The following is a 26,367-nucleotide window of genomic DNA, read 5'->3' on the forward strand; positions in this document are numbered from 1 at the left end:
GTGGCCGGGTGCGGCCCGCGCCGTTGTCTACCCTGTGCGCATGTCGTCGTTGCGTCACCCCGTCGGGCCCGAGAAGCCGGTCGTCTACTGGCGCCGCCGGGCGCTCGTGCTCGGGGCGCTGCTGGTCGTCGTCCTGGTCGTGGTGCTCATCGTCGTCGGGCGGGGGAGCGGGGCCACGTCGGCGGCACCGAGTGCGTCGGCCTCTGCTGGTGCCGGGTCTGGTGCCGATGCGTCGTCTGACGGTTCTGGGTCTGGGTCCGGTTCTGGGTCCTCGCGGTCCGCGGCGCCGAAGCCGGCGGCTTCCGCCTCGGCTTCTGCGTCGAAGCCCGCTGCTGCCGACGGCTCGACCTGCACGAAGGACCAGATCGTCCTGACCCCCGTGCTCGACAAGTCGGCCTACGGCCCCACCGAGGACCCGAAGGTCGCGATGTCGATCAAGAACTCCGGCACGAACTCCTGCCACCTGGACCTCGGATCGGCGCAGCAGGTGCTGACCATCAGCTCCGGCCAGGAGCAGTACTGGTCGTCGAAGGACTGCCAGACCGGCGGCACGAACCAGGACGTCACGATCAAGTCCGGTCAGACGCTCACGACCCCGGCGATCGCCTGGGACCGGACCCGCTCGTCCACGTCGACGTGCGACTCGTCACGGCCGGCGGTCACCGCGGGAGGCGCGAGCTACCACCTGCAGGTCGCCGTCGGGAACCTCGAGTCGAAGACCTCGGTGCAGTTCATCCTGCAGTAGGCGGCGGGTGCGCGGTTCGCGGTTCCGATCCGTTCCGGCTGGGCTGTGCCGAGCAGTGCGCCGGAAACAGCAACAGGCCCCGTCGTCCGAAGACGACGGGGCCTGTTCAAGCTGATGTGATCAGCCGAGGACGGTGATGTTCTCCGCCTGCGGGCCCTTGCGGCCCTCGGTGATGTCGAACTCCACCTTCTGGTTCTCCTCGAGCGACTTGTAGCCGTTGCCAGCAATCGCAGAGAAGTGCGCGAAGACGTCAGCGCTGCCGTCGTCCGGGGCGATGAAGCCGAAGCCCTTTTCGTTGTTGAACCACTTGACGGTACCGGTAGATGCCATGATGGCGTTTCCTTAGCTTTCTTGCTTCCGCCAAGGTGCAGATGCACCGACGGAGACCCCGACGTACGTCGACGGGGGTGATGCGCCACGCGGGCAGGTGCCGGCGGGACGGGTTCGGGGCCAGGCCTGTCGGCCAGTGACCCTGGGGCCCGGGTTGAGGGGCAAACCACCTCGCCCGGACGTTGAGCGCCGCCGAAGCGGTTCCATCAGGCTAGCGTGCTCTGGGCCGACTGGCTACCCGTGCGTCACGGAACGACGAAAATCTGGTGGAATTGAGCTGATGGCAGACAAGGAACAGCGCTTCCGGAGCGAACAGCTCGAGGAAGCCCTCGCGAAGCAGGACGTCGCTGCGGTGGCGTTCGCGCTCCGCCACGACATCGTGATCGTCCCCCGACTCGTCACCGGCAAGAAGGACATGCAGGTGCGGGTGTTCGGCCGTGAGGGGTCGGACAAGCGCATCCTGCTGCTGTTCTCGTCGGCGGACGCCTACACGGCGATGGTGCCGGACGAGAAGATCCGGCAGGTCATGGTCTACGACGGGCCGCGGCTCGAGGAGTTCCTGGCCGCCCACCTCGACATGCTCGAGGGCGTGTTCTTCGACATCGCCGGCCCGCACACCATGCAGGCCGCGCCGGCGGACCTGCTGGCCGCTTTGCGCGCGTAGCGCCTCAGAACGCGCGGTCGAGCTCGCGTTCGCGCGGGGACTGCGTCATCGAGAACGCCACACGCAGGGCCTCGCGCAGGTGCCCGGAGTCCGAGCCGAGCACCGTCGTGAACCCGAGGCGGGTGGCCTCGTTCACGCGTTGCTTCGTGCCCGTGGCCGGACGGATCTCGCCGGCGAGGCTGATCTCCCCGACGGCCGCGAGCGTGTGCGGGTACGGACGGTCTCGTGCGGCGCTCGCGAGGGCCAGTGCGATCGCCAGGTCGGCGCCGGGCTCCGTGAGCTTCATGCCGCCCACCGTGGACACGTAGACGTCGGCGTCGGACAGCTTGAGGCCGGCGCGGCGTTCGAGCACCGCGAGCAGCATCGCCACACGCGAGGCATCGACACCGTTCACGACCCGGCGTGGCTGTGGCGCCGAACTCGGGACGATGAGGGCCTGCACCTCGACCGGCAGCGCCCGACGCCCCTCGAGTGCGACGGTGACGCAGGTGCCGGACACCGGGGTGGCGTTCTTCGACATGAAGAGGCCGCTCGGGTCGGGGACCTCGTGGATGCCGTCGCCGCCCATGTCGAAGCACCCGACCTCGTCGGTGGGGCCGAAGCGGTTCTTGAGCGCCCGGACGAAGCGCAGCGCGGTCTGCCGGTCGCCCTCGAAGTGGCAGACGACGTCGACCAGGTGCTCCAGGAGCCGCGGGCCGGCGATCGTGCCGTCCTTCGTGACGTGGCCGACGATGAGGACGGGCAGGGCGCGGTCCTTCGCGATGCGGATCAGGGTCGAGGCGACCTCGCGCACCTGGGACGTGCCACCCGCGATGCCGTCGATCGAGCTCGACGAGATGGTCTGCACGGAGTCGGCGATGAGCAGGTCGGGCTGGACCTGGTCGATCTGGCCGATGATCACGCCGAGGTCGACCTCGCTCGCCAGGTACAGGTCGTCGTGCATCGCCCCGGTGCGTTCGGCACGGAGTCGGACCTGGTCGACGGACTCTTCGGCGCTGACGTAGAGGACGCGCTTGCCCGAGGCTGCGGCTCGGGAGGCGACCTCGAGCAGCAGGGTGGACTTGCCGACACCCGGCTCGCCGCTGAGGAGGACCGCCGCACCCGGCACCACGCCGCCGCCGAGGACGCGGTCGAACTCGCCGATGCCCGTCTGCCAGCGCTGCACCGAGGTGCCGCGGGCTTCGGTGATCGGTCGCGCGGCGCGGGCACCGGTGACGGCGACCGCTGACGTGCCCCGGGTGCTCGCTGACGCCGCGGAGCTGTCTTCGACGGTGCCCCAGGTCTGGCACTCACCGCACCGGCCGACCCACTTGATGCTGGTCCAGCCGCACTCGGTGCAACGGTAGAGGGACTGCGGGCGCGCCATGTCGTCGAGGCTAGGCCGTACGGCCGACATCACCGGGGTGGTCGCCCGGCTCGTCTGGTCCGCTGTGTTCGTCCGACTCGTCTCGGTCGTCGGGCACCGCGATCGATCCCGTCATCCGGTGGCGCAGGCGCTCGACCGGCCCGGGCCCCTGGCGCGAAGCATGGTCGAGTGCCTCGGCGCCGTCGGTGTCCTGCTCGGCGCGGGCGTTCGCGACCGCCCCGGCTTCGCGACCGAGGTTCTCGGCCTCACGCACGGACAGGTAGTGCCGGATCGCCGCCACGGTGTCGACGCGCGCGTCGACCGCCGGCTCGAACGCGCTCGCCCAGATCTCGTAGCCGCGGTCGTTCGGGTGGAACAGGTCGCCGTAGCTGTTGAAGAAGGTGCGGCGGAGCCCGACCCGCTTCGTGATGGTGTGCAGCGGCGCCACCGTCAGCCCGAACTCGTCGGCCACCCGGTGCACGATCTCGTTCACCACCGCCACCTTGCGCTCCCGGTCCGGCACGAACATGCACGGCAGCTCGGCCACCACGGCGTGCGAGGGCACCGCGCCGTAGATAGCCCGGATGTTCCGCTCGAACTTGTCCGGGTCGAAGTCGGCGATGTCGTTCGCCCCGATCGAGACCGTGCAGACATCGGGCGCGTAGTGCCGGAGCTTCGGCAGCTGGTCACGCTTCGCACCCCACGTGGTCGAGCCGGAGACGCTGAGGTTCACCACCCGCACCGACATGTGGGAACGGTGCCGGATGCGCCGTGCGAGCAGCCCCACGTAGCCGCGTCCGGGTGCGGTCGCACCGACGCCCTGCGCTGCCGAGTCACCGATCGCCACGTAGAGCAGCTGCCCCTCGTGCTGCTGTCGTTCCCGCCACCAGTCGGCGTGGATCGGGAGCATATCGACGACCCGTTGCGCCGCTGCCCGTTGACCCTTCACGCCGGCGCGGGCACCGACGGCTGCGGCGCCGACGACGCCGAGGCTGCCGACGACGGAGGTGAGGAGTGCGATGAGCGTGCGGGATCTCATGCCGTGGACGGTACGCCCGCCGGTCTTGCCGGAGACGAGGAGGACCTGTGGGTGTGGGGAGAGCCCTGCAGGTGACCGCCTGTGGAGGGGGAGTCGACCCAGGGTGTCATCACGGGCCTCCCGGATCGTGTAAACTCTTTCCCGGTACCGTGTCCGAGCGGCCGAAGGATCATGTCTCGAAAACATGTGTGGGGGCAACTCCACCGTGGGTTCAAATCCCACCGGTACCGCCACAGAAAACCCCCGTTCACGCGGGGGTTTTCTTGTTTCGAGGAGCGTCCCTGGTGCATCTCTGGTGCACTCTCCTTGGCGCACCACTCCGACCGTGGCTGCCGCCTCTTCGACAGGTTGGTCGACCAGCGTTCGTCCCGGGCTGGTGCATCAGGTGCCCCAACCGTCCCACTCAGTGCTAACTGTGACGGTGTGAGCATCCACCGCACCTCGGGTTCTGGCATTGTCGAGCCGTGCGCCCGTCGACGATCCTCTTCGCCGCCATCACCGTCGTCTTCGGCGCCGCGACGATCGTCCTCGCGGTCTTGATCGGCACCGACGAGGGACGGGCCCTGTCCACCGAGCTCCGTCTCGGCATTCTCATCACGTTCGGGTTCGGCGTCGCCTGCGTCACCACCGAGGTCAACCACCGCCGGCGGGCGCGCTTACAGCAGAAGGCCGAGACCCATCCCGGCACCGTGTACGTCACCGCACACGCGACAGAATCGACGGCCGCCGACCTCACGGCTTGGAGCCCGAGGCTGCGCGTCTGGTTCCCGTACGACCTCGGTTTCGACCGGACGGGGATCACGAGCTGGTCGACGCGTAACGACGGGCAGGGGACACCGATCGCCCTCCGTTCGGAGGTGCTCAACTTCGATGTGTTCAGCGAGCCCACGCCGCGCGGCGTCGCGTACCGATGGGGGATGGTGGTTCACCTAGCACCCAGAACGTTGGGGCCCGGAGCTGTTCACCTGTGGGTGGCCGACGACCAGCCGGCACAGGACGAGTACGCGATGCGCCGGACGATCAGTCGGATTGAGTCTGCGCTCGGCACGGCCCGCTGACCAGGCCCGCGCCGTACCGACGACCCTGAGCCATGGGGTCTGCCCTAGGCACGGTCGTCCCGTCCGAAAATCGATCCATCAACGGGCACGCCGGGCTGTTGTCCGATCAGGAGTCGCCGAGAACGTGGAAGAACTGACCGTGTGGGCCAACGATGGCAACGGGTGTGCCGTTGACCGCCAGGACCGTTCCGTTCTCGGTGCCTGCCGGTAGTTGCGTCACACGCTCAGGCAGTACCGACTTGCCCTCGTTACTGATCCACACAGCACCGCTCGCGCGCACCCTACCGACGAACGACTCACGCGCGTCCGGGCTCAGGTACACGAGTACGGCGCTGTGGAAGACAACCAACGTCGCGTCCGCTCGCGCTTGCGCGGCGACCTCCTCGAACGCCTCGTTCAGGTCATCGGCCACGAGCAGCGGCCGTTCCGCCGCGACGACGGATGCGGCCGCGTGCAGGTTCCGGCGGCGGTCGTCGTGCTCGGGCCATACAAGCGTTTCCAGCCACTCCAGGGACACCGGGTCGGCGACATCGAGAGGGTTCAGATCGATGGCGGCCCGCCAGACGACCTCCGGCAGACGCGTCGGAGCCGAACGCCCGCGCAGCTCCAGTTTCGAGCACGACCGAGCTGCCATCTGCCGGTGCCAGTTCGTCAACTCCCCGCTCGGTGATGAAGCGGTAGGCGTACCTGTCCGGGTACAAGCACAACCCTGCGGACGCTCCGACCTCGAGCAGCGCGATCGGCCCTAACGCTGGTGGCGTCTCAATGGCCGATCCCATCCGCACCGGCCGATGCTCCGAAAACTGGGCGATGACCACGACATCCACTTGCGCCAGCACGTTCGATCGCTGGCGGTGCAAGCTGCCGCTCCAGCACATCGGTGACCACAGGGCGAGAACCGCCAGCCAGAGCACTCGGTGGAACGACGCGGCGACGGGCCGAACCTTCCATGCCTTGACCAGGACGCGCACGACGAGACCTACGACCGAACAAGCTTCCCGCCACCGAGTAGACCGTTGCCCCTCGGATCCGAAAACGTGCTGACCGAAGGAATCATGGCTCGCCGATGGCGGTTGCGTCGCTGGCGGCGTCTCGTGGCTTCCTGATTCGGTCGTGGGGCGCCGTCTCATCACGCCACCCCTACCGCATGCCCTCGTGGTGGCGCACCATGGGTGCAGCGGAGCTTCCGCTGAAGCAGCGACCTGATTGGAGGTGCTGCATGAACTGGCAAGAGATCTACGACGTCGGCCGAGCTGACGCCCAAGCTCATCGGCAGCGAGCTGTACTCGAACGAGCGGACGCCGCCGTCTGCGCGCGGAAGGCGACGACTGCGCGCGATGTTGACGTTGGTGTGTTGTGGTTGATGCGCGCGCTGCAGCAGCGTTCCGCCGCGATCAGCAGCGATACGGCGTCGGACATCAGTGACCGGATCGCTGATCACGCGGAGCGGGTTCTCGCTCCCGCACGGTGATCCGACTCTTCCCGATAGGCGATCGTCCATCGAGACAATGACCGGGCGCTGAGGGACGGTAACCTTCACGGGAACCCGCCCAAGGCGCATCTACCCGGTAAGGGTGCGTCCTGCCCGCAGCATGGCGAGGGTGGCTGCCCGTTCAAGCCGGGCCGGGTCCGTAGGCCTCACTTCGCTGCGGGCGATGTCGGAGGTCGTCAACAGCGGCGTTCGATGACCCATCGGTTATCAAGACGGGTTTCGCGATTTGCGTCTGGCTGCTCGAACGACCAAGAAGAAGCCGGCACCCCAGCAGACGAGCCAATCAGGATCACTCCACCTCCGATCCACATCGCGGTCGAGTTACCGGACGGCGCGTTGCCAGCGATCACAGCGATCCCGGCCAGGACGAAGGCGCCGCTCAGCACGCCGACCAGGACCTGAGGCCACGATCGTCCCGTTCCTCCGAGGCCGAAGGTCTCTCTCGAAAGTGCGCACGACTGAAGGGTACGCAGCCGTCTAGCTGCTGGCGCGTTACAGACGCGGTGACCGGTGAACCAACGGCTATCGCCTGATCGGCCGGCGATGCACATGTCGCACGAAACGATCTACAAGACCCTGTTGGATCAGGGACGCGGCCATCAGAAACCTCGGCCGCAGCACCAGTCCGTTTGCGCCAGGGCGCGGCCGGCTCGGTACTCGAATCCGAATCGCCGGATCCGTCCTCACGCCTGGCGGGAGCGCTTGCCTGAAGCTGGGACGACGACGTTCCTGCTGAAGCAACCCAGTTTTGCTCTGGTTCGGGAAGGCAATAAGAAGTACGGTCTCCACAGGGTCTTCCGAGACATAGGGGAGCACTAATGATTCGACACTCTCCGGCCGATATCGAGCGAGGCAAGTATGAACCGCAAGGATATTACCGTCGATCTCGTAAAGATCGGACTGGAGCTCGCGAGCGCGAACTGGCTCACGGCGGCGCAGGGAGGTCTAGACCTCTGGTCCGAAGCGAGCCGCAGCTCGGAACGGCAGGCGAGGCGAGCCGCGGAAGTCGCAGCGAAGTCGCTCACCGCATGGGCAGCTGCAGAGAAAGTGCCAGAGAATGAGCTCCTCAGCGGCGTCGAAACCGCATTTGAAGCCGTGGCGTCCCCGGAGGAGCTAGCCGAGCTTGCCGCTCGGCACCTTCCCAACATCTCGGCTCTCAGCGACGCGATCCTCGGGCATCACCCCCAGGGAGATGCGCAACTACTTATCGCCCACCGAGTACTCGATGGGGTGCTCGAAGCGCTGTTGGACGAACCGGATTTTCGAGAGCGTCTCCACGAAGCAACCAATCGCGGGATGTACCGCGAGACGCTCCATGCGAGGGACCGCGCGGTCGAACAACGAAGGTTTGTGGAGCAGGCCGGTGTGGAGATGCGACGTGCGCTGAGCAGGCATACGTCGGCGAGGGCTGAAGCGCTGCTATCGGCGCATCGCGAACGCGACTTCGACAACTCGCTCGCAACCTGCCTGCGCGAACAGTTGCGTCCGGCAGACCAGTGGCGCGTCGAGGTAACACGCCAGCTCGACACCCTCGCGGACGTCGCGATGCGGGGCGGGCGTGTCGCTGAAGCCAATCAGCTTCGGTCGTTGCCGTTGGAAGGTCCTTACGCCGCGGTACGTTCCGTCCTGCGGCGCAACACTGCCCTCATCCTGTCGGTGGCGGAGCTACTCGACGACGACGCCCGTATGATCGCCCGACGAGCGGCCGCCTGGCTGACTATCCAGATTCGCAATCCAACGTTCCGGACCGCGGTGTTGCTCACCGGCCGGTGGGGATCCGGCAAGAGCCGGCTTGTAGGCGAGATGGCAGCGGAGTTGGCCGCCGATGTGGGCGCGCCAGACGTGGTCATCCTGCGCCTGCTGCCGCAGTCGGGCCGGTCGTTCTTGGAGGCGTTTCTGCAGGAAGCCGGGCAGGCCCTTGGACGACCGGTACAAATCATCGATGACTTCACGGCCGTGTTGCAGGCTTCCGATGCCGTCGGTCTGGTCGTCGTTGAGAACCTCGATCGGTTCGTTCCGGTGCGTTCCGACCTTGAGGATCTGATTCAGACCGTCGCCGACAGCACAGCCGCCGACCAACTTCGTTGGGTTCTGTCGGTGGACAGCGCACGGCTTGACCGAGTGCTCAATGAAGACGTGGATTGGCAGGAATTCACGAGCGCGCCGCCCTCCGATGCCGCTGACGGATTGCTCGCGGGGTGGCTCGACCTGGACGTTTCCACCGTTGCTCGCCGCATCGGGTCTCGCATCGTCGAGCGAGAGCTAAACGGCGACGCAGCAACCGAGACAGTCGCCCGTGCCGAACTCCTCGACTTTCCACTCAACGCCTGGTTGCACATCGATGCGGTCCGCGGTCTGGGCGTCGCCGCGGCGTCGTTCGAGGAGTCCTTCTGGTCCGCTGTCCTCCGACGACTCGCAGTCGGGGACGAAGAGTTCGCCGCATGCGTGCAGCTCCGCCGTGTCATCGAAGGAATGTTCGCGTCAACGGGCGGCAAGTCAGTATCCACGGCAGCTGTTCTCAGTGCCGCAGCAGCCGTGTCAGCGGATCCCAGTGACGACCTCGGCCCGCTGCCTCGTGAGGCCATGACCCGCGCGCTTGAGGTATTCAACGAAGCTCACCTGCTTGCCATCGCTCCGGAGGGACGGATCGACATGAGAAGCCCAGCCTTGTGGGCCGTTGGGGTTGCTCGCAGGATGGCAGGCCATCTCGGCGTGAAGATTGCACCGCTTCAGGCCGCGACAACCGTGCAAACGTTCCTGCGCAGGTGCCAGCCAGAATTCGCCGAAGCTGTGCTGATGCACCTCGTCGGCTCCCTGCCCTGGACCTCGGCATACGCAACTCGATGCGAAAAGCTGCTGAACCGGATAGTGACCTCACCCGCAATCGATCCGGCGGGCATCTGGGCGGCCGCGCTCCTCCTCGGAGATGAAGTGCACCGTTCAGTCGTGGGAGCGTTGCCGCGAGCGCTTACGATGACGACGAACGGGACACCTTCCGCGTCGGAGGATGTCCGACGCACGCCGCACGAGGTGTATCTACTGCTTCGTTTGTGCCTTCGGTCGGATGACGACAGTTGGAGCTTCGCTGACCGGATGAGCGTGGTCAGGGGTGGTGACGGCTTCGCCATCATCGGCAGGAACGGACTGCATCCTCTTATGCGAGCGTTTATTCGACATGGCATGCAAGTTGAAGACGTCGCGACTGCCGAGGACCGACGCTTGCTCCTCCGGCTCGCTGAGCGTTCCGAGCGCACACTCTCCGCGCGCGAATACGCTCGCACTTGGGTGCGGACAACGGTGGCTTCTGCTGGCACCACGGAAACTCTTGCCGAGGTCTGTGAGTTCTTCCGCAACACTCCCCTTGATCAGCCCGACGACGTCCCTTTCACCCCTGACCAAGGGCGACGAGACGACCGAGCACCATTCCCTGCGCATCTTGCTGACGCCATGGCATCGTCAGTAGCGGCCGACCTGTCGCCGCTACTGGCGTACCGGGCACTGCAGCGCGCCCGGTGGCTGGACCATCGCGCTTGGCCGCTTCAGTTCTTTCGTATTCTCCGTTCCACCACCCATGTTGCGGTGGGCTACCAGTTCGCGTCCGATCCGGACGGCATTGTCGGACTGGTGAAGGACTTGATTCAGGGCGACGCCGCCGAGCAGGAAAGCGCACTCTTCATCCTTCGGCATACTGCGCCGACGGCCAGCAAGCGAGGAGTTCGCCTACATCCCACCTTGGCTCCGCTTCTGCACAAGCTCGGGCGACGAAATTCCTTCAGCACCAGTCTCCGTGACGGATGGCTAAACCCGATGCTGGAAGCGAATCCGCGGTGACCTCCGCCGTTAGTTTGCCGCAGAGCTGCCGTTGTCGCTCTGGTGCAGCTCGTTGCGTTATTGGCACCCTGCCCGGAGGAGGATCGATCAGCGAGACAGCTTGGCGCTCGCTCGCGGCCTGGCCCACGTGGTTCGGTGCGGCGACAGCGTCAGAACGATTCTGCCGCTGCCGTAGTCATGCGAACCCTTGTCCGCTGGTGCCGATGAGGCCGGTCAACACGCCAGCGGCGCAGAGCGCCCAACCGGTGATGATGATCGGGAACCACGGGAGCTTCTTGCGGTAGAGCTTGCCAGTTCGCTTGTAGTCGATGAGGTAGTAGACGATGCCGCTCGCGAACGGCACTGCGCCGATGATGAAGAGCGTGATGGCGATCGAGCGCATCATCGTCGCCGTTTCGCTCGGACGATCATCACGATGATGATCGCGACCCCAATGACTGCAACGATCGCTGTAGGGATGGGCTCGAACCCCACGCCAGTGAACATCAGATCCTCTCGCTGCGCGCGATGCAGAAGCGTTCGCGCTTGTCTGTATGGACAATACTCACGGGCCGAGGATTCCGTCCCGTAAGCCGGTCGTCCATCGCTACACGTTCCGGCACCGACAACCACGACAACTCAGGCGCTCCCTACTTGACCAGGGGATTCCCGTATACGTGTCGCGCGAAAATGCCCGGTGAGGGCGGCGTCAAACGCTACGCGCTCGACCGGCCTCCGCAAGCTGCGTCGACGAGGGAGAGGTGGTGAAGCGGAGACGGCGAGCCTGGAACCCGAAGCGTAATCTGACATAAGATAAACTATTGGCCATTACTTGCGTCCGACAGGGTTGCTAAATCGCTGGCCTGAATGCGAGCGCTGCACCGGCGTCGACCACCGTGCCCCTGGGTCTGAGGAAGTCATGTGGTCGGATCGGGGCGGCGATTGACGTTGAACAGGTCGCGCTCATACTCGGTGTGCGCCTTCACCATGGCTCCGACGGAGTCCACACTTCGTCGCGTGCTTTCGTCCATCTTATCCTCTCGGAGCCAGAAACCGAGGACGTCGAATGCGGTCTCGGAGACATTACGTGTGATCTCTCGGGAATCCCCCCAGCCGCCAATCCTTGAGATCGTGTCCGCGCGGCTGATTGCCATAACGCACAATCGGATCGCGTTGCGCGTAGGTTCGTCGGTGATAAGTTCAACGTCGACGCTCAGATCGGCGGCCTGTCGCCACCAATCGGCGAACATGTCGTCGAATCCTCGGCGATATTCAACTAAACGGAAGTCATCCTCGCTGACAGGTATCTTCGCGACATCGACTTCATCGGGCGCAATGGTGCCCCGGCGGGCTTCACGAAAGAGCTTGACTAGGCGCAGCACGGCTTCTCGCTCAAGCTGCCGCCGGCGATCGTGCTTCTCGTCCGTGAGTCGACGCTCCTCGCGGTCCGCTGTGGCTTTCTCGCGCCGCTCCGCGCGCCGACCAACATCGATCGCAACGATCATGCTGGTCGCTGCGGCGACCGTCCCTGGGATCCACGACCAATCGAAGCCAGCAGGCGCGCTCATGGCACAACTGTAACCATATGAACTCACATAATCAGATTTATCGGTCCAGCTGGAGTTCAGTCCGGCGGCGGCCACGTCGGCGCAAAGGCGAGGGCGCCGGCGCAGCGGTCACAGCGGTCGACATCGACCGCAAACGGGCATTCGCTTAGCCGTCCGAGCGGCCCTGTAGCTGTTGTCACCACTTGCCCTGAGGGCGTGAAGAGACCGACGTCGTCCGTGCCGCACAGTGCTGGCAACTGGCGGCAGTTGGCGAAGTCGTGGTGCATTTTGGTGCACCACGACGTGGCGGGGGTGGGCTGCAGGGGGCTCGAGTCGTCACCGAAGGGCCGTCTTTACGGCGATCGAACGTGGGTTCCAGAACGCTCAATGGCACGTCAATGGGTTCAAATCCCATCGGTAGCGCCAGCAACACGATGAAGGGCCCTCGGTTTAACCAGGGGACCTTGTCGTTGTTCGGCGCCGATCGTTCCCGAGCCGCTCAGCCGTATATCGAGTCGGGTATCTCCGGGCAGGCGGTGACGAGCTCGTAGTACTGGGACTGCGGCAGATCGACCGACCGGTACGGCGACCACGCCCCGTCGCTGTCGACGAACTCCTGCTCGCTCGGGCCACGCTCCACCGAGATGCCGCGGTCCTGCAGGCACTTCGTGAGCTCGCCCGTGGAGTAGCGGTAGAGCCACTCCAGCTGGGACTCGTTGAAGGCAGTCTGGTACTTCGCGGCCATGGGGTACTCGGCCCCGCACGTGTACTCAGCGACCGCGAACGGCTCGGACTGTTCCGCCGGGACTTGTCCGGAGGAAAGGCTCGCGTCGGGCATCGCCTTCGCCTGCGGGAACCCCGCGGCGGTCATGCAGCGTTCCTGCGTCGGGGCCCAGTCGGCGTGCGAGACGGTCCGGACGCGGTCGACCGCCGGCCGCTCGAGCCCCGGATGACGGGACACGACCAGCTGCCATGCCTGATCGGCACTCGCGTCGAGGATGGTCTCCGCTCGCACTGCGCTCAGCGCATCGGGCTCCGGCCCAGAGGCACCCCCAGGCGCGGCACATGCGGACAAGCCGGTGACCACGGCGATGCACACCACGCCCGCCGCTGCAGTGAGGAGCTGATGGTTTCGTCGTCGCAAGGGTCCCCCTGGAGCTGCGATCGTCAGAACTGCCGGTTCGCCACATCCGCCCGGTGCGACACCGCCAGTATGGCCCGCAGCCGCTCGGCGGGCAATGGTGCTCCCAGATCGGCCAGGTAGTCCGCCACGAACCCCTCGGCACTCGCCGCGTAGATCCCCGTGTACGCCCCGGACTCCGGCTCGAAGCGCCACGACTCGGCCAGGCTCCCGGCGTCCACGGTGTCGAACCCGAGCAGCTGCACGAGCTCGGCGACGACGGCCTTGGCCTGCTCGTCGTCGCCCGCGATCGGCAGTGCGGTGCGGGGCGTGGAGCCCACGAGGTTCGGGATGTGGTGCGCGACGATGTTGTTGAACGCCTTGACGATCCGCGTGCCGGGCAGGAGCGTCTGCTCGTACTCCGCCGTGGTCGTCGCGAGGGTGTCGAGCTGCTTGATCCGGCCGTCGCGACCGGGGTAGTAGTTGCCCGTCGACAGCACGGTCCGCCCGGCGAAGGCGTCGAGGTCGGGGGCGAGTGCCGGGTAGGCGGTGAGCGGGATCGCGAGGACGGGCACGTCACCGAACTCGACGGCCTGTCGCACGGTGCCGGCCTGGGCGTGCGGGCCGAGCTCGGCGACGAGGTCCTGCAGCGACTCGGGGCCGCGCGAGTTCGCGATGAGGACGTCGAGGTCGGCGGCGACGGCCAGGCGTGCGATCGCGGTGCCGATGGCTCCGCTGCCGATGATGCCGATGCGGTTCATGTGGTGCCCTTTCAGGGAGGTGGATGTCAAGGGAGGACCGGGGCTTCCCAGCCGCGCCGCGACAGGGCGGAGAGCGCGGCGGACGACGAGTCGTCGGCCATCGCGGCACCCCGGACCCAGCTGGTGGCCAGGGCAGCGAGGAACAGGTCCCGCGCGCGGACGTCGGCACGCGCACGACCGGAACGCTGGGCGGCGCGGAGGAACTCGTCCGTGGTGGTGATGAACCCCTGGCACGTCAGGGCGAGCGGCGACGAGTCGGACGACGCGGCGGCGCGGAGCGGTTCGGGCAGTCCGTCGAACGTGCCGGCCCACTCGGTGACCGCGTCGAGCCAGCCGTGCAGGGCGTCGGCGGCGTCCACGGAGCCGTCACGCAGTGCTTCGCGACGGGCCACCAGGTGTTCGTCGCGCGCGGCGAGGAGCTCGGCGAGCAGGGCCTCGCGCGTGGGGAAGTGCCGGTACAGGGTGCCGGCGCCGACGCCGGCCTGCTTGGCGATCGCGTCGAGCGAGCCGGTCACGCCGTGCTCGGCGAACGCGCGCTCGGCGACCCGCAGGATGTGGTCCCGGTTCCGCAGCGCGTCAGCGCGCGGTGCGCGCCCGGCGGGAGCGGTCTGCTCGGGCATGGCGGGCCTCCAGGCTGTGGCGTCGGGAACCGGAGAAGCTCTCCGGAAGCACCACAGTACAGGAGACCCTCTCCGTTTCGACGCTGCAGCGCGACGCCCGGGCGTCAGGACTCCTCGGCAGCCTCCGCCGCGTCCGCCAGGTCCGTCCGCGTGTTCGCGTGGATCGGCTCGCTGTGCCCGAAGGTCTTCGCGGCGGCGCGCAGCCGCCCGACGAACTCCCCGTTGTCCATCTCGAGTTCGTCCTCCTCCGCGTCCTCGATGACGATCTCGCTCGAGGGCCCGATGAGGATCTTCGTGGTGGTCATCGTCCCGTCGCCGGCGACGGCGGGCACGTCGACGGTGTCCGCTCGGTCCCCGCCTGCGAGGGCCGCGGCGTACTCGATCACGGCATCGGCGACGTCGTCACCGACCAGGATCGTGGTGCCGTCGTAGTGGATGTGCTTCATCGCGTGCTCCTTCCCGAACCCATACAAACGCGCGGCGCGAGAGCGGGCTTCAGGTTGACCGCTGCACGCGGTGGTCCGGGTCCGGGGATTCCAGGGCGTTCCACACGTCCGCCCAGATCAGCTCGAAGTCGACGGGGCGGATGCGGTCGGCCCGGAGCGCCTGCTCCAGGATCGACAGCGCGTCCAGGGAGCCGGTGAGCAGACGTTCGTCGCCGTGGACCTCGCGGCGGCCGTCGCCCAGGAACGTCGTCACGGTGACGGACCGCACCCGTGGTCGCAGCGCGCGGGTGGCGCGGGCGAGGACCGCGAAGCCGCCGCCGTAGACGAGCAGCGCGGTGGTCGTGCCGACGGCGGGGACCGAGACGGCGAGCACCAGGGCAGCGAGGGCGACGACCGCCCCGACGGCCGGCCAGACGTGCCAGGCACGCAGCAGCAGGCGCTCGCCGGTGGTCGTGCCGGGCGGGAACACGACGAGGGTCCGCGAACTCCACAGCGTCCGCCCGACGGGTCGGATCGTGTACCGGCCCCACAGGTGGGTGCCGTCGAGCAGCCGGGTGCGGACCGGCAGCGCCGTGGTCATCGATCCGCCGGCGCGAGTTCCGCGCGCACCGGCGCGAGGTCGGCGCGGACCGGCTCGAGTTCCGCCCGGACCGGCTCGACGACGTCGCGGTGCCGGACGGTCGCCAGGCACGGGAAGCAGACGAGGTCGCCTTCGCGGACGTCGGCGGGCAACGGAGCCGGGAGGCGGTGGAACGGACCGTCGGCCTGACCGTCACAGCGGGTGACGACGTACATCGGGGCGAGGGGAGCGGTGCTCCGGCGTCCGATCAGGCGCACCTGGTCGAGCACGGCGCAGGTCGGCAGGACCGCGTCCAGTTCCAGGAGCACCACCCCGGTGCGCGGTCGCCGCACACGGGTGACCGACGCGACGGCGACGCTGACGTCGCGGGGTGCCCAGCCGCGCGGGCGGTACCGGGGCGGGGACTGCTCGGCGGTGTGCACGGTCGGGGTGCCGGTGAGGTCGGCGAGCCGGACCATCGAGATCGCCGAGACCAGCAGGTCGTCGGTGGTCGCGACGGTGTGGGCCGGCCAGAGGAAGGGGTCCATCGGATCGGGGAGCGACGCGCGGAGCGTCGGCATGATCGCAGTCAGTGTCACGACCTCACGCTCTCGCGCGCTCGAGCAGCGCGGAAGGCCTCCTGACGGAACCCCTACGGCCGGGGGCGGAGTCCTGACGGAGCGCTCACCGGCGGGTGGCCGAGCGAAGTGCCGCGGTCCACCCGAGGGAGATCACGCCGGCGCCGATCAGGGTCTTCACCACACCACCGAGGACGAACGGGTAGAGCCCGAACTGCAGGGTCTGCTGCAGGTCGAGGCCGAGTGCCACCGCGAGCCAGGCCATCCCGGCGACGAAGGTGACGACGGTGCCGAGGGCGAAGGACAGCAGCGCGTTCTGCAACGGGCGGTCGCCGAAGCGTTCGGCGACCCAACCGACCAGGGCCGCGGCGGCGACGAAGCCGACGATGTACCCGCCCGAGGGGCCGACGAGCACGCCGACCCCGGCCGAACCGTCCGCGAAGACCGGCAGCCCGACGACACCGAGCAGCGCGTAGACGAGCATCGACAGGGCACCGCGACGGGCACCGAGGGCACTGCCGACGAGCAGCACGGCCAGGGTCTGCCCGGTGATCGGGACGGGCCAGATCGGCACGGACACCTGCGCGGCACCGGCGGTCAGCAGCGCGCCGCCGAGGACCAGGGCGGTGCTGCCGACGGCGGTACGGGGGAGCAGGGCGTCGGCGAGCGGACGGTGTGCGGCGGGGGTGATCGTGGTCATGGTGTTCCTCGCTGGGGAGAAGGAGCTGGGGAGACGGAGCTGGGGGAGAAGGAGCTGGGGAGGCGGAGGGGTCAGACCGCGACGGCGGCCAGCAGGGACTCGGCGTCGCGCCGGGCCCCCTCCACGGCGGCGGTGCCGAGGCCGCAGGCGCGCAGGCAGGTCGCGACGAGGGCGTCGCGGTCGGCGTCCTGCACGGGGCCGGACCGGCGGAGCTGGATGACGGTCTCGGTGATCTGGATGAGCACGGCACCGAGGCGCGACGGCGAGACAGCGGCGGCGACGTCCGGGGCGGCAGCGCGCGAGCCGAGGCGCCCGTAGGCCTCCTGCAGTTCGACGCGCTCGGCCCGGAACCCGTCGTAGCGCTCGCCCTGCACCTCGGGCAGCAGGTACAGCGTGCCGATGTTGTGCGGCGTACGGGCGAGGGTGTCCACGTCGGCGACGACCAGCGCGGCGAGGGCCCCGGCGGCCGAGGCCGACTCCGGCACGAGCTGCTCGAGGCCGCGGACCAGCTCGAGGCTCGGGCGCACCGAGGTCGTGAGCAGCTCGACGAGCATGTCGTCCTTGCCGGCGAAGTGGTAGTACAGCGAGGCCTGCCGGATCCCGACCCGTTCGGCGATCGCCCGGGTCGAGGTCGCGCTGATGCCGTTCTCGACGAACAGCGCGGCGGCGGCGTCGAGGATCTGGTCGCGTGGGCTCAGCGCGGAGTCGGCGTTCGGCACGACCCGCGGTCGGCCGGGGCGCACGGGCCGGTCGTCGGGGGTCATGCCCCCATCCTGACAGCCGGTGTCCGTCACGACTGCTCCCGGTACGCGCGCCAGCCGCCGTGGTGGGTGATGTCCTCGGCGCCCTCGACCGCGAACGGCTCGACCAGGAACCCGGTGACCTCGGTGCCGTCGTCGAGCGCCACGGTGCCGATCGCCATCGGTGCCGGCAGGGCTGCGACGAAGGTGCCGAAGCCGGCGGCGGGCAGGCGCCAGACCTCCCCGACGATGCCCGAGCCCGAGCCCGAGCCCGAGCCCGAGCCCGAGCCCGAGCCGGAGCCCGAACCCGACCCCGGCGCAGCAGCGCCGGACGCGACCGGACCCACGCGGACCAACCCGGGCTTGGGCGGCACCGTGTCGAGGGCGTACAGCCGGTAGTCGGACGCGGTGCGGGCCTCCCGGACGAACGATCCGCCGGACGCGACCAGCTGCCCGTTCAGCGGCTGCCCGCGCAGGTGTGCCCCGACGACCAGCAGGTCGACGGTCGGGGCGGCGAACGCGGCGGCCAACGCCGCCAGGCGCCGGTCGCTGAACGCCGGGCCGGTGAGCATGACGCCGAACGGCAGGCCGTCGACGAAGCCGGCGGGCACGGCGAGCGAGGCCATGTCGAGCAGGTTCGCGAAGTTCGTGTACCGACCCATCCGGCTGTTCGCGCCGATCGGGTCGGCCGCGACCTGCTCGAGCGTCGGGTGCCACGTCGTCGTCGGGGTGAGCAGGGCGGTCGTGCCCTCGAGTGCTGCGCGACCCGCTGACCCGAACGCGTCGAGTCGTTCCTGGTCGGCGAAGAGCTCCGCGGCGGTCGGTCGTGCGCCACCGAGCACGATCGCGGCGACCGACGGGTCGAGGTCGGCACCGACCTCGTCGCGGTGGGCCTCGATGTGGGCGCCCACGGCCGCGTACCGTTCGGCGACGAAGGCGCCGTCGTAGAGCAGCGACGCGGCGTCGAGCAGGGGTGCGATGTCGACCTCGACCACCTGGTGTCCGAGCGCACGGAACCGGTCGACGGCCGCGGCGAACGCCTCGGCCCAGCCGGGTGCGAGCCCCTCGAGCTGCGACGGCAGCGGCACCGCGATGCGCGGGACGGCCGGCAGGTCGGCGAGGGCGAGGTCGGGCCGCGCGAGCGGGTCGACGCCGTCCGGACCGGCCATCAGCTCGGCCGCCGTGCGCGCCAGGTCGAGCGACCGGGCGAACACCGTGACGCAGTCCTGCGACCGGCAGGCGGGGACGACCCCGGTGTTCGGCACGAGCCCCTTCGTCGGCTTCACCCCGACCAGGTTGCCGAGCGCGGCGGGCACCCGGCCGGACCCGGCGGTGTCGGTGCCGAGCGCGAAGTCGACGATGCCCAGGGCGACCGCCGTGGCGGAGCCGCTCGACGAGCCGCCGGAGATCCGCGTCGGGTCCCAGGCGTTCCGGACCGCGCCGAACGGTGAGCGGGTGCCGACCAGGCCGGTGGCGAACTGGTCGAGGTTCGTCTTGCCGACGACGACCGCTCCGGCGGCGCGGAGCCGGGCGACGGCGGTGGCGTCGGCGGCGGGGTCGTGTGCGTAGGAGCGGGCGGCTGCGGTGGTGGGCAGTCCGGCGACGTCGATGTTGTCCTTCACGGCGAACAGCAGGCCGGCCAGGGGCAGCGTCGGGTCGACGGCTTCGGCCTCGGCCAGCACGTCGGCACGGTCGCGCAGGGTGATCCAGACCTCGGGCCGGTCGACGGCGTCGATGCGGGCGAAGGCGCCACGGACGCGGGCGGCGGACGTCGTGGCGGCGGTCGGGCCGGCGCTCGCCGCGACGGCCCCGCTCACGCTGCCGCTCCGATCGCGGCGAGGACCTGGCCCGGCGCGACCTGGTCGCCCGGCTTGATGTACACCTCGAGCACGTGGCCCGGAACGGGTGCGTGCACCATCGACTCCATCTTCATCGCCTCCACGGCCAGCAGCTTCTGTCCCTCGTCCACCCGGTCACCCGGGCGGACGTCCACCTGCCACACGGTCGAGGTGAAGGGGGCGTACACGGCGGTCGACCCCTCGGGCACGGTCACGGCGTCGGCCACCACGGCGGCCGGTTCGTCCCGGACGTCGAACTCGCCCGATGCCCGCCACCGCTCCTTCTCCTCGCCGAACGCCTGCGCCTGCTGCGCCCGGAAGTCGGCGATGGACCCGGCGTTGTCGGCCAGGAACCGGTTGTACGACGCGATCGAGAACTCGCCCTCGGCGGTCTCGAACGAACCCCGCCCCGCGTCCGTCTCGGCGCGCAGCTCGAGCAGCTCGTCGGCACCGACCGGGTACCACTCGATCCGGTCGAAGAACCGCAGCGCCCACGGGTTCTCCTGGAACAGCCCGCCGCGGCGGAACCGGTTCCAGATCTGCACGGTGCGGCCGACGAACTGGTAGCCGCCCGGACCCTCCATGCCGTAGATGCACAGGTACGCGCCGCCGATGCCGACGGAGTTCTCGGCGGTCCAGGTGCGGGCCGGGTTGTACTTCGTCGTGACCAGGCGGTGCCGGGGGTCGAGCGGGGTCGCGACCGGGGCGCCGAGGTACACGTCGCCCAGGCCGAGCACCAGGTAGCTCGCGTCGAACACGGTGCGGAAGACGTCGTCGACGCTCTCGAGCCCGTTGATGCGACGGATGAACTCGATGTTCCACGGCGTCCACGGGGCATCGTTCCGGACGCCGTTCATGTACCGCTCGATCGCCAGGCGGGTGGCCGGGTCGTCCCACGACAGCGGCAGCTTCACGGTGCGCGACGGCACGACGAGCTGGTCGGTCGGCGGGATCTCGTCCTCGAGCTCGCGGAGCAGCCCCGCCACGTCGCGCGCCTTGAGCACGGACGCGTCGGTGTGCACCTGCAGCGCGCGGATGCCCGGCGTGATGTCGAGGATCCCCTTCGGCGTGTGCTCCTGCAGCTTCGTCATGAGCGCGTGCACGCGCATCCGCAGCGCGATGTCGAGCGTCATGTCGCCGTACTCCACGAGCACGTTGTCGTCGCCGTCGCGTCGGTACGCGACGCTCGGCCGCACGTCGGTCGCGTCCAGGCGGGCGATCACACCATCGTCGCCGTCGCCTCCGGTGCGCGGCACCGTCCTGGAGGCCCGGTGCGCGTCGAGCGCGGCGGCGTCGGCTTCGCGGACGGGGACGAACCGGACCGTGTCACCCGGTCGCAGCTGGCCCAGCTTCCACAGGTCGCCGCTGGCGACCACGGCGGGGCAGACGAAGCCGCCGAGCGACGGCCCGTCCGGTCCGAGGATGATCGGGGTGTCCCCGGTGAAGTCGATCGCACCGACGGCGTACGGGGTGTCGTGGATGTTCGACGGGTGCAGACCGGCCTCGCCGCCGTCGGTCCGGGCCCACTCCGGCCGCGGCCCGATGAGCCGGATGCCGGTGCGCGCCGAGTTGTGGTGCACGGCGTAGTCGGTGGCGTAGAAGACGTCGAGGTCGGCGCGGGTGAAGAAGTCCGGTGCCGCGTGCGGCCCCTCGGTGACGGCGATCTCCCACGCGTCGGTCAGCGCGGTGCGGCGGTCGGCCGGGGTCGGACCGCCGACCAGGCCCAGACGGGTACCGGACGGGAACGCCGGGTGCGGGGCGTCCGAGTCCGGGGAGCCCGGGCGCAGGACGTCGCCGGCGAGCAGAGCACGACCGGCGTGGCCGCCGAAGCCGCCGAGCGTGAAGGTCGCCGTCGAGCCGAGGTAGGTGGGGACGTCGAACCCGCCGCGGACGGCCAGGTAGGACCGGAGTCCCGGCCCGGGGGCCGTGCCGATCGCCAGGGTCTGGCCGGCGCCGACCTCGACGGGCTCCCACAGGGCCACGGGTTCGCCGTCGAGAGTCACCGGTGCCGGCGCACCTGTGAGCGCGACCACCGCGGCGGCCGAGAACCGGAGCGTCGGGCCGGTGGCGGTGACCTCGAGCGCGGGAGCGCCGTCCGGGTTGCCCACGGCGCGGTTCGCCTCGGCGAAGGACGCCGCGTCGAACGGGCCGCTCGGCGGGACGCCCACCTGCCAGTACCCGACCCGACCCGGCAGGTCCTGGATCATCGTCATCGTGCCGGGGGCGACGACGTCGATGCGCGGGTCCGGGTCCTCGGTCGCGTCGAGCGTCGAGGTGGAGTGCGTGGCGGTGCGGAGCTCGAGGTCGTCGGTCAGCGCGCGGAGCAGCCCGGCGTTCGTGACGATGCCGTCGATGCGGGTGGCCGCGAGCCCGTCGCGCAGCAGGTCGAGGGCGTCGTCGCGGGTCTCCCCGGTGGCGATCACCTTGGCGAGCATCGGGTCGTAGAACGCGGACACCTCGGATCCGGTCTCGACCCAGCCGTCGACGCGGATGCCGGTGCGCTCGCCGGATGCCGTGGTCGCGCTCGGGAACACGGCCTGGGTGACGAGGCCGCTGGAGGGCAGCGAGCCCTTCGCCGGGTCCTCGGCGTAGACGCGCGCCTCGACGGCGTGGCCGTTCGGGGTCCAGGTGCGGTCGAACACGTCGGGGTCGATGCCGGCCGCACCGTCGCGGGCCAGACGGAGCATGAGCTCGACGAGGTCGACGCCGAACACTTCCTCGGTGACGGGGTGCTCGACCTGCAGGCGGGTGTTCACCTCGAGGAACGACGCCTCTTCGCGCAGCGGGTCGTAGACGAACTCGGCGGTGCCGGCGCTTCGGTACCCGACGCTCTCGGCCAGGCGGCGGGCGGACGCGTGCAGCTCGGAGCGGACGTGCTCGGGGAGCGCCGGTGCCGGGGCCTCCTCGATGACCTTCTGGTTGCGGCGCTGCAGAGAGCAGTCGCGGTCGCCGATCACCGCGACGCGACCCTCGCCGTCGCCGAAGAGCTGGACCTCGACGTGCCGGGCGGGCCGTACGAGCCGCTCGAGGAAGATGCCGGCCGACCCGAAGTTCGCGGTCGCCAGGCGGACGACGCTCGTGTAGGCCTCGCGGACCTCGTCGAGGGTGGAGCACGCCTGCATGCCGATCCCGCCGCCACCCCCGGTGGCCTTGAGCATGACGGGCAGCCCGATGCGCTCGGCCTCGGCCACGGCGTCGTCGACGCTGGCGAGCAGTCCGGTGCCGGCGAGCATCGGGACCCCTGCGGCGGCGGCCAGCTCGCGGGCGGTGTGCTTCGCGCCGAACCGGACGATCTGGTCGGCGGTGGGCCCGACGAACCGGATGCCGGCGTCCTCGCAGGCCCGGGCGAAGTCGGTGTTCTCGGACAGGAACCCGTAACCGGGGTGCACGAGTCCGGCGCCGGTGTCCTTCGCGGCCTGCACCACCGCGTCGATGCGCAGGTACGAGTCGCGGGCGGGTGCGGGTCCGAGCCGGACGGCGGTGTCGGCCTCGCGGACGTGGGGTGCCGCGCGGTCGGCGTCCGAGTAGACGGCGACGGTGCGCATGCCGAGTGCCTTGGCGGACCGGATGATGCGGCGGGCGATCTCACCGCGGTTCGCGACGAGGACGGTGTCGGGGCTGAGGGCGGGGGTCTGGTTCACGGTGGCGGTCCCGGTGGGGTCGGGCGCGGCGGTCACGGCTGGACCACGATCATGCGCAGCGGTGTGCAGGAGAAGTCGTTGCAGGGGTTGTTCATCTGCGGGCAGTTCGAGACGACGACGAGCACGTCCCGCTCGGCCCGGATCGCGACCCGCTTGCCGGGGGCGCTCATGCCGTCGACGATCCCGAGGGCGCCGTCGGCCTCGACCGGCACGTTCATGAACCAGTTGAGGTTCGACACGATGTCGCGGGCACCGAGTCCGTGGCGGCCGGCCTCGGCCAGGAAGTTCTCGCGGCAGCCGTGCTGGTACTGGGTGTGGTGCCCGTACCGCAGGGTGTTCGACTCCTTCGAGCACGCGCCGCCGATGGTGTCCTGCCGGTCGATCTCGTTCGCGACGACGGTCATCAGCGGGTGGCCCTCGTTCGACATCAGGACGGTGCCGGTCCGGACGTACGCGTTGCCCTGCGCGGCGAGGGTGTCCGGCACGCTGTACCGCTCGTCGGGGTCGTGGGCGTCGTAGAGCAGGCAGTCGGCGCTCTGGTTGCCGCCGACGTCGACGATGGTGAGTACCTCGCCGGCGCGGACCACGGCGGACCACGGCGCCAGCGGGGCGACCCGGTCGTCGCGGACCACGGCGCCCGGCACCAGGGACTCGCTCCAGTCGAGGGCGACGTCCGGGTCGTGGACGGCTCCGACCGGGACGGGGGAGGTGGGGGTTTGGGTCGTCGTGTCGGTCATCACAGGCCTCGGGCTTCCGCGTAGTCGATCGAGTTCAGGTAGGCGCGGGTGAGCTCCGGCGTCGCGGTGAACCGCTCGTCGGCCGCGGTCGTCGGGGCCCCGCGCCAGGCGTGCACCCGCAGTGGTCCGACCAGGTAGTCCGGGCGCGGGTCGATCGGGTGCGCGACGTTCGCGACCAGCACGAGCAGCGGCAGCTCGGCGACGAGCGTGACGTGGGTGCCCGCGCCGGCCGAACCGGTGAAGGTCATCGCCCCCTCGGCGTCGATCCGCACGCCCTGGAAGAACGAGATGCTCGGCGGCAGGTCCCGCTTGGTGAGCCCGTGCTTGGCGGCGGCCTTCGCGAACAGCGACCGACCGCTCGGGGTGCGCCCCTCGGGTGCCGCGTCGCCGTACTTCCGCTCGTTCCAGGCGTCGGTCGAGGTGCCGCAGAACGCGTCGTGGTGCCCCGAGGTGTCCTCGAGCACCGTCGCCAGTGCCCGACCGTCCCCGCTCAGCAGGGGCGAACCCTGGCCCAGGTACGCCTGCCACGGGATCTTCTGGGTGTCGGCGACGTTGAGCCGCTCCCACGGTTCGAGCGCGTTGAACACCAGCAGGTTGGCGCAGGCCTCGCCCGTCGGGTCGTCGAACCGCAGCCGTGACCCGCGGGCCAGCACCTTGTGCGTGTACCCGCCCGGTGCCACCGTCTCGGCCCAGACGAGCTGCGCGGGGTCGACGCCCTCGGGGGCGAACGGCGACGACGACGCCGGCAGGTACGGCATGTACTCGGACTGCGAGCCGGCCTGGGCGCGTGCGTCGGACCGGGAGGCGAGCACGCTGTCGGTCTGGTGGAGGTCGCGCATGGGGTTCCTTCCGGATCAGGCTTCGACGGGGGCGGGGACCGAGGCGGTGGTGGGCACCTCGGCCAGGGTGATCGGCCCGTGCGTGCGGTGCCGCCAGCTCGACCACGCCCAGCCGACGAGCAGCACGCCGCCGATGAACAGCAGGGCGCTGTACTGCAGCCACCACGAGGTGCCGGTCAGGTCGTAGATCTCCGGCCGGGGCCAGATGAGGTTGATCGCCATGCCGATCTGGAACGCCACGGCCAGGGCGTTGAGCGGGATGCCCCAGCGACCGAGGGTGAACAGCGGCTTGCCGTCCTCGTCCACCCCGGTCGGCAGCCCGGTACGACGGAGCTTGATCCGCTGGACCAGCAGCGGCCCGGTGACCCCGAGGTAGGCCAGGTAGAGCATCGCGATGCACAGGCTCGACAGGGCGGTGAAGATCGCGGACTGCCCGATGTTGACGGCGAGGGCCAGCCCGGCGCCGACCCCGACGACGATCGACGCCGCGATCGGGGTGCCGGTGCGGGGCGAGACCCGGGCGAGGGTGCGGTGGAAGGGCAGCGCCTTCTCGCGGGCCATCGAGTAGACCATCCGGGCGCCGGCGGTCTGCACGGCGAGGGTGCACGCGAAGACGGCGACGGCGACGGTGCAGAGCAGGAGTCGACCGAAGACGTCGCCCAGGGTCGACGTGATCACCCAGGCGAGACCCTGCGTGGCGAGCTTGCCGTCGGTCAGGCTCGGGGCGGCGACGAGGGCACCGATGATGAGCAGCCCGCCGCCGAGGCCGGAGACCGTGAGTGCCCGGACGATCGTCTTCGGGGTGGTCCGGCGCGGGTTGTGCGTCTCCTCGGCGAGCTCACCGGCCGAGTCGAAGCCGACCATCACGTACGCGGCCATCAGCGAGGAGGCCAGGAACGCCCACACGTACGGCTCGGTGCTGGTCGACCCGGCGGTCGTGAACACCACCGAGGCGCTGCGGTGCGGCAGCAGGAACAGGGCGCCGATGAGCACGACGACGCCGATGATCTCGATGAGCACGCCGAAGCTCGTCACGCGGGCCATCAGCCGGACGCTCGTGATGTTCACGATCGTCGTCACGGCGAGCATCACCAGCCCGAGGACCACCGCGTTCGCGGCACCGGTCGGCGACGCGACGGACGGGTCCGCGCCCGGACCGCCGACGACCTGGAACCCGTCCCAGATCGCGGGGAGCACGGCCTGCACGGCGATGGCCGCCACCGCGACGGTGAGGATCTGGCCGATGATCATCGTCCAGCCGGTGAACCACCCGAACCGGGCTCCGGCCAGGCGGCTCGACCACTGGAAGATCGCGCCGGAGATGGGCCAGCGGGCCGCGAGCTGCGCGAAGTTCAGCGCGACGAGCAGCTGGCCGCCGAAGACGAGCGGCCACGCCCAGAAGAACGCAGCACCGCCCAGCCCGAAGCCGAGTCCGAACAGCTGGAAGACCGTGGTGAGGATCGACACGAAGGAGAAGCCCGCCGCGAAGGAGGAGAACGAGCCGACCCCGCGGTGGAGTTCCTGCTCGTAGCCGAGGCGGGCGAGCCCCTGGGTGTCGACGTCGGACGTGGCGCGCGGTGCGTGGAGCGGTGCTTGCGGAGAACGCATGACTGCAGACCTTTCGCGGAGTACCTGTCGGGTGACAGGTAGTGCGACAAGTGTCTTGCGGCCCTGTGTCGTCGCCGTTGCCCGTCTGTTTCGAGTGCGTGACGGCAGGCCTCGGCGTGTAAACGTTCCGAGTCGGCGGGCGGATCAGCG

The 26,367-nt window shown here is 69.5% G+C and carries 24 protein-coding genes, 1 tRNA gene and 1 pseudogene; 6 read left to right on the forward strand and 20 right to left on the reverse strand.

Annotated elements, in window-relative coordinates; translation table 11 throughout:
• Positions 1-40: 40 nt before the first annotated feature.
• Positions 41-745, forward strand: a complete 705-nt coding sequence (locus DEJ20_RS00940) for a hypothetical protein (RefSeq protein WP_111234389.1) — start codon at positions 41-43, stop codon at positions 743-745.
• 120 nt (positions 746-865) lie between these two features.
• On the opposite strand, the gene cspE is transcribed toward DEJ20_RS00940, so the two are convergent.
• The gene (gene cspE, locus DEJ20_RS00945) at positions 866-1,075 is read right to left on the reverse strand and encodes a transcription antiterminator/RNA stability regulator CspE (RefSeq protein ID WP_017887662.1); all 210 of its coding nucleotides are present in this window, start codon (positions 1,073-1,075) and stop codon (positions 866-868) included.
• A 280-nt stretch (positions 1,076-1,355) separates the two neighbouring features.
• Between cspE and DEJ20_RS00950 the strand changes: the two genes are divergently transcribed.
• Positions 1,356-1,739 carry an SseB family protein gene (locus DEJ20_RS00950; protein ID WP_017887661.1) on the forward strand — a complete coding sequence of 128 codons (384 nt, stop codon included), beginning with the start codon at positions 1,356-1,358 and terminating at the stop codon, positions 1,737-1,739.
• A 4-nt stretch (positions 1,740-1,743) separates the two neighbouring features.
• On the opposite strand, the gene radA is transcribed toward DEJ20_RS00950, so the two are convergent.
• Both radA and DEJ20_RS00960 read right to left on the reverse strand, forming a co-directional pair.
• The gene (radA, locus tag DEJ20_RS00955; protein ID WP_027467076.1) at positions 1,744-3,105 is read right to left on the reverse strand and encodes a DNA repair protein RadA; all 1,362 of its coding nucleotides are present in this window, start codon (positions 3,103-3,105) and stop codon (positions 1,744-1,746) included.
• A gap of 10 nt (positions 3,106-3,115) precedes the next feature.
• Positions 3,116-4,123: an SGNH/GDSL hydrolase family protein gene (locus tag DEJ20_RS00960; protein WP_220034959.1), complete on the reverse strand. Its 1,008-nt coding sequence runs from the start codon at positions 4,121-4,123 to the stop codon at positions 3,116-3,118.
• 143 nt (positions 4,124-4,266) lie between these two features.
• On the opposite strand from DEJ20_RS00960, the gene DEJ20_RS00965 reads away from it, so the two are divergent.
• Together DEJ20_RS00965 and DEJ20_RS00970 are read left to right on the forward strand one after the other, a co-directional pair.
• Positions 4,267-4,356, forward strand: a tRNA-Ser gene (locus tag DEJ20_RS00965).
• A 231-nt stretch (positions 4,357-4,587) separates the two neighbouring features.
• The gene (locus tag DEJ20_RS00970; protein ID WP_111234388.1) at positions 4,588-5,181 is read left to right on the forward strand and encodes a hypothetical protein; all 594 of its coding nucleotides are present in this window, start codon (positions 4,588-4,590) and stop codon (positions 5,179-5,181) included.
• 106 nt (positions 5,182-5,287) lie between these two features.
• Here DEJ20_RS00970 and DEJ20_RS00975 read toward each other — a convergent pair whose 3' ends face one another.
• A complete protein-coding gene (locus tag DEJ20_RS00975; protein WP_258377073.1) occupies positions 5,288-5,836 on the reverse strand; it encodes a DUF2332 family protein in 549 nt (182 codons plus the stop codon).
• A 13-nt stretch (positions 5,837-5,849) separates the two neighbouring features.
• A pseudogene (locus tag DEJ20_RS18055) lies at positions 5,850-6,311 on the reverse strand (DUF2332 family protein); the annotation flags it as partial.
• An 89-nt stretch (positions 6,312-6,400) separates the two neighbouring features.
• Here DEJ20_RS18055 and DEJ20_RS00980 point away from each other — a divergent pair.
• Together DEJ20_RS00980 and DEJ20_RS00985 are read left to right on the forward strand one after the other, a co-directional pair.
• Complete coding sequence (locus tag DEJ20_RS00980; RefSeq protein WP_111234387.1) at positions 6,401-6,652, forward strand: hypothetical protein; 252 nt, start codon at positions 6,401-6,403, stop codon at positions 6,650-6,652.
• 879 nt (positions 6,653-7,531) lie between these two features.
• Positions 7,532-10,504 carry a hypothetical protein gene (locus tag DEJ20_RS00985; protein WP_111234386.1) on the forward strand — a complete coding sequence of 991 codons (2,973 nt, stop codon included), beginning with the start codon at positions 7,532-7,534 and terminating at the stop codon, positions 10,502-10,504.
• A 175-nt stretch (positions 10,505-10,679) separates the two neighbouring features.
• On the opposite strand, the gene DEJ20_RS00990 is transcribed toward DEJ20_RS00985, so the two are convergent.
• The 15 genes from DEJ20_RS00990 to DEJ20_RS01060 all read right to left on the reverse strand — a co-directional run bounded on the left by DEJ20_RS00990 (position 10,680) and on the right by DEJ20_RS01060 (position 26,217).
• Positions 10,680-10,889, reverse strand: a complete 210-nt coding sequence (locus DEJ20_RS00990; protein ID WP_111234385.1) for a hypothetical protein — start codon at positions 10,887-10,889, stop codon at positions 10,680-10,682.
• Between the two features lie 511 nt (positions 10,890-11,400).
• Positions 11,401-12,051: a hypothetical protein gene (locus tag DEJ20_RS00995; RefSeq protein ID WP_111234384.1), complete on the reverse strand. Its 651-nt coding sequence runs from the start codon at positions 12,049-12,051 to the stop codon at positions 11,401-11,403.
• Between the two features lie 478 nt (positions 12,052-12,529).
• Positions 12,530-13,045 carry a hypothetical protein gene (locus DEJ20_RS01000; protein ID WP_111234383.1) on the reverse strand — a complete coding sequence of 172 codons (516 nt, stop codon included), beginning with the start codon at positions 13,043-13,045 and terminating at the stop codon, positions 12,530-12,532.
• Between the two features lie 152 nt (positions 13,046-13,197).
• Positions 13,198-13,911: an NADPH-dependent F420 reductase gene (locus DEJ20_RS01005; RefSeq protein WP_111234382.1), complete on the reverse strand. Its 714-nt coding sequence runs from the start codon at positions 13,909-13,911 to the stop codon at positions 13,198-13,200.
• Positions 13,912-13,937: 26 nt separating this feature from the next.
• On the reverse strand, positions 13,938-14,531 hold the full coding sequence (locus DEJ20_RS01010; protein ID WP_111234381.1) for a TetR/AcrR family transcriptional regulator: 594 nt from the start codon (positions 14,529-14,531) through the stop codon (positions 13,938-13,940).
• Positions 14,532-14,635: 104 nt separating this feature from the next.
• A complete protein-coding gene (locus DEJ20_RS01015) occupies positions 14,636-14,977 on the reverse strand; it encodes a hypothetical protein (protein WP_111234380.1) in 342 nt (113 codons plus the stop codon).
• A gap of 49 nt (positions 14,978-15,026) precedes the next feature.
• On the reverse strand, positions 15,027-15,557 hold the full coding sequence (locus DEJ20_RS01020; RefSeq protein WP_111234379.1) for a DUF6611 family protein: 531 nt from the start codon (positions 15,555-15,557) through the stop codon (positions 15,027-15,029).
• Positions 15,554-16,135: a hypothetical protein gene (locus DEJ20_RS01025; protein ID WP_111234378.1), complete on the reverse strand. Its 582-nt coding sequence runs from the start codon at positions 16,133-16,135 to the stop codon at positions 15,554-15,556. Before DEJ20_RS01025 ends, DEJ20_RS01020 begins: the two co-directional genes overlap by 4 nt.
• Positions 16,136-16,220: 85 nt before the next feature.
• Positions 16,221-16,814, reverse strand: coding sequence for a biotin transporter BioY (locus DEJ20_RS01030; RefSeq protein WP_111234377.1), 594 nt, complete (start codon positions 16,812-16,814; stop codon positions 16,221-16,223).
• A 71-nt stretch (positions 16,815-16,885) separates the two neighbouring features.
• On the reverse strand, positions 16,886-17,578 hold the full coding sequence (locus tag DEJ20_RS01035; RefSeq protein WP_111234376.1) for a TetR/AcrR family transcriptional regulator: 693 nt from the start codon (positions 17,576-17,578) through the stop codon (positions 16,886-16,888).
• Between the two features lie 26 nt (positions 17,579-17,604).
• The gene (gene atzF, locus DEJ20_RS01040) at positions 17,605-19,371 is read right to left on the reverse strand and encodes an allophanate hydrolase (RefSeq protein ID WP_111234375.1); all 1,767 of its coding nucleotides are present in this window, start codon (positions 19,369-19,371) and stop codon (positions 17,605-17,607) included.
• On the reverse strand, positions 19,368-23,069 hold the full coding sequence (uca, locus tag DEJ20_RS01045) for an urea carboxylase (RefSeq protein ID WP_502866591.1): 3,702 nt from the start codon (positions 23,067-23,069) through the stop codon (positions 19,368-19,370). The genes atzF and uca overlap by 4 nt, the downstream gene beginning before the upstream one ends.
• The gene (locus DEJ20_RS01050; protein ID WP_111234374.1) at positions 23,066-23,770 is read right to left on the reverse strand and encodes an urea amidolyase associated protein UAAP2; all 705 of its coding nucleotides are present in this window, start codon (positions 23,768-23,770) and stop codon (positions 23,066-23,068) included. The genes uca and DEJ20_RS01050 overlap by 4 nt, the downstream gene beginning before the upstream one ends.
• A complete protein-coding gene (locus DEJ20_RS01055) occupies positions 23,770-24,609 on the reverse strand; it encodes an urea amidolyase associated protein UAAP1 (protein ID WP_111234373.1) in 840 nt (279 codons plus the stop codon). The genes DEJ20_RS01050 and DEJ20_RS01055 overlap by 1 nt, the downstream gene beginning before the upstream one ends.
• Before the next feature lie 15 nt (positions 24,610-24,624).
• A complete protein-coding gene (locus tag DEJ20_RS01060; RefSeq protein ID WP_111234372.1) occupies positions 24,625-26,217 on the reverse strand; it encodes an APC family permease in 1,593 nt (530 codons plus the stop codon).
• Between the last annotated feature and the right edge of the window lie 150 nt (positions 26,218-26,367).

The sequence above is a fragment of the Curtobacterium sp. MCSS17_005 genome, from assembly GCF_003234225.2.
Taxonomy (GTDB): domain Bacteria; phylum Actinomycetota; class Actinomycetes; order Actinomycetales; family Microbacteriaceae; genus Curtobacterium; species Curtobacterium flaccumfaciens.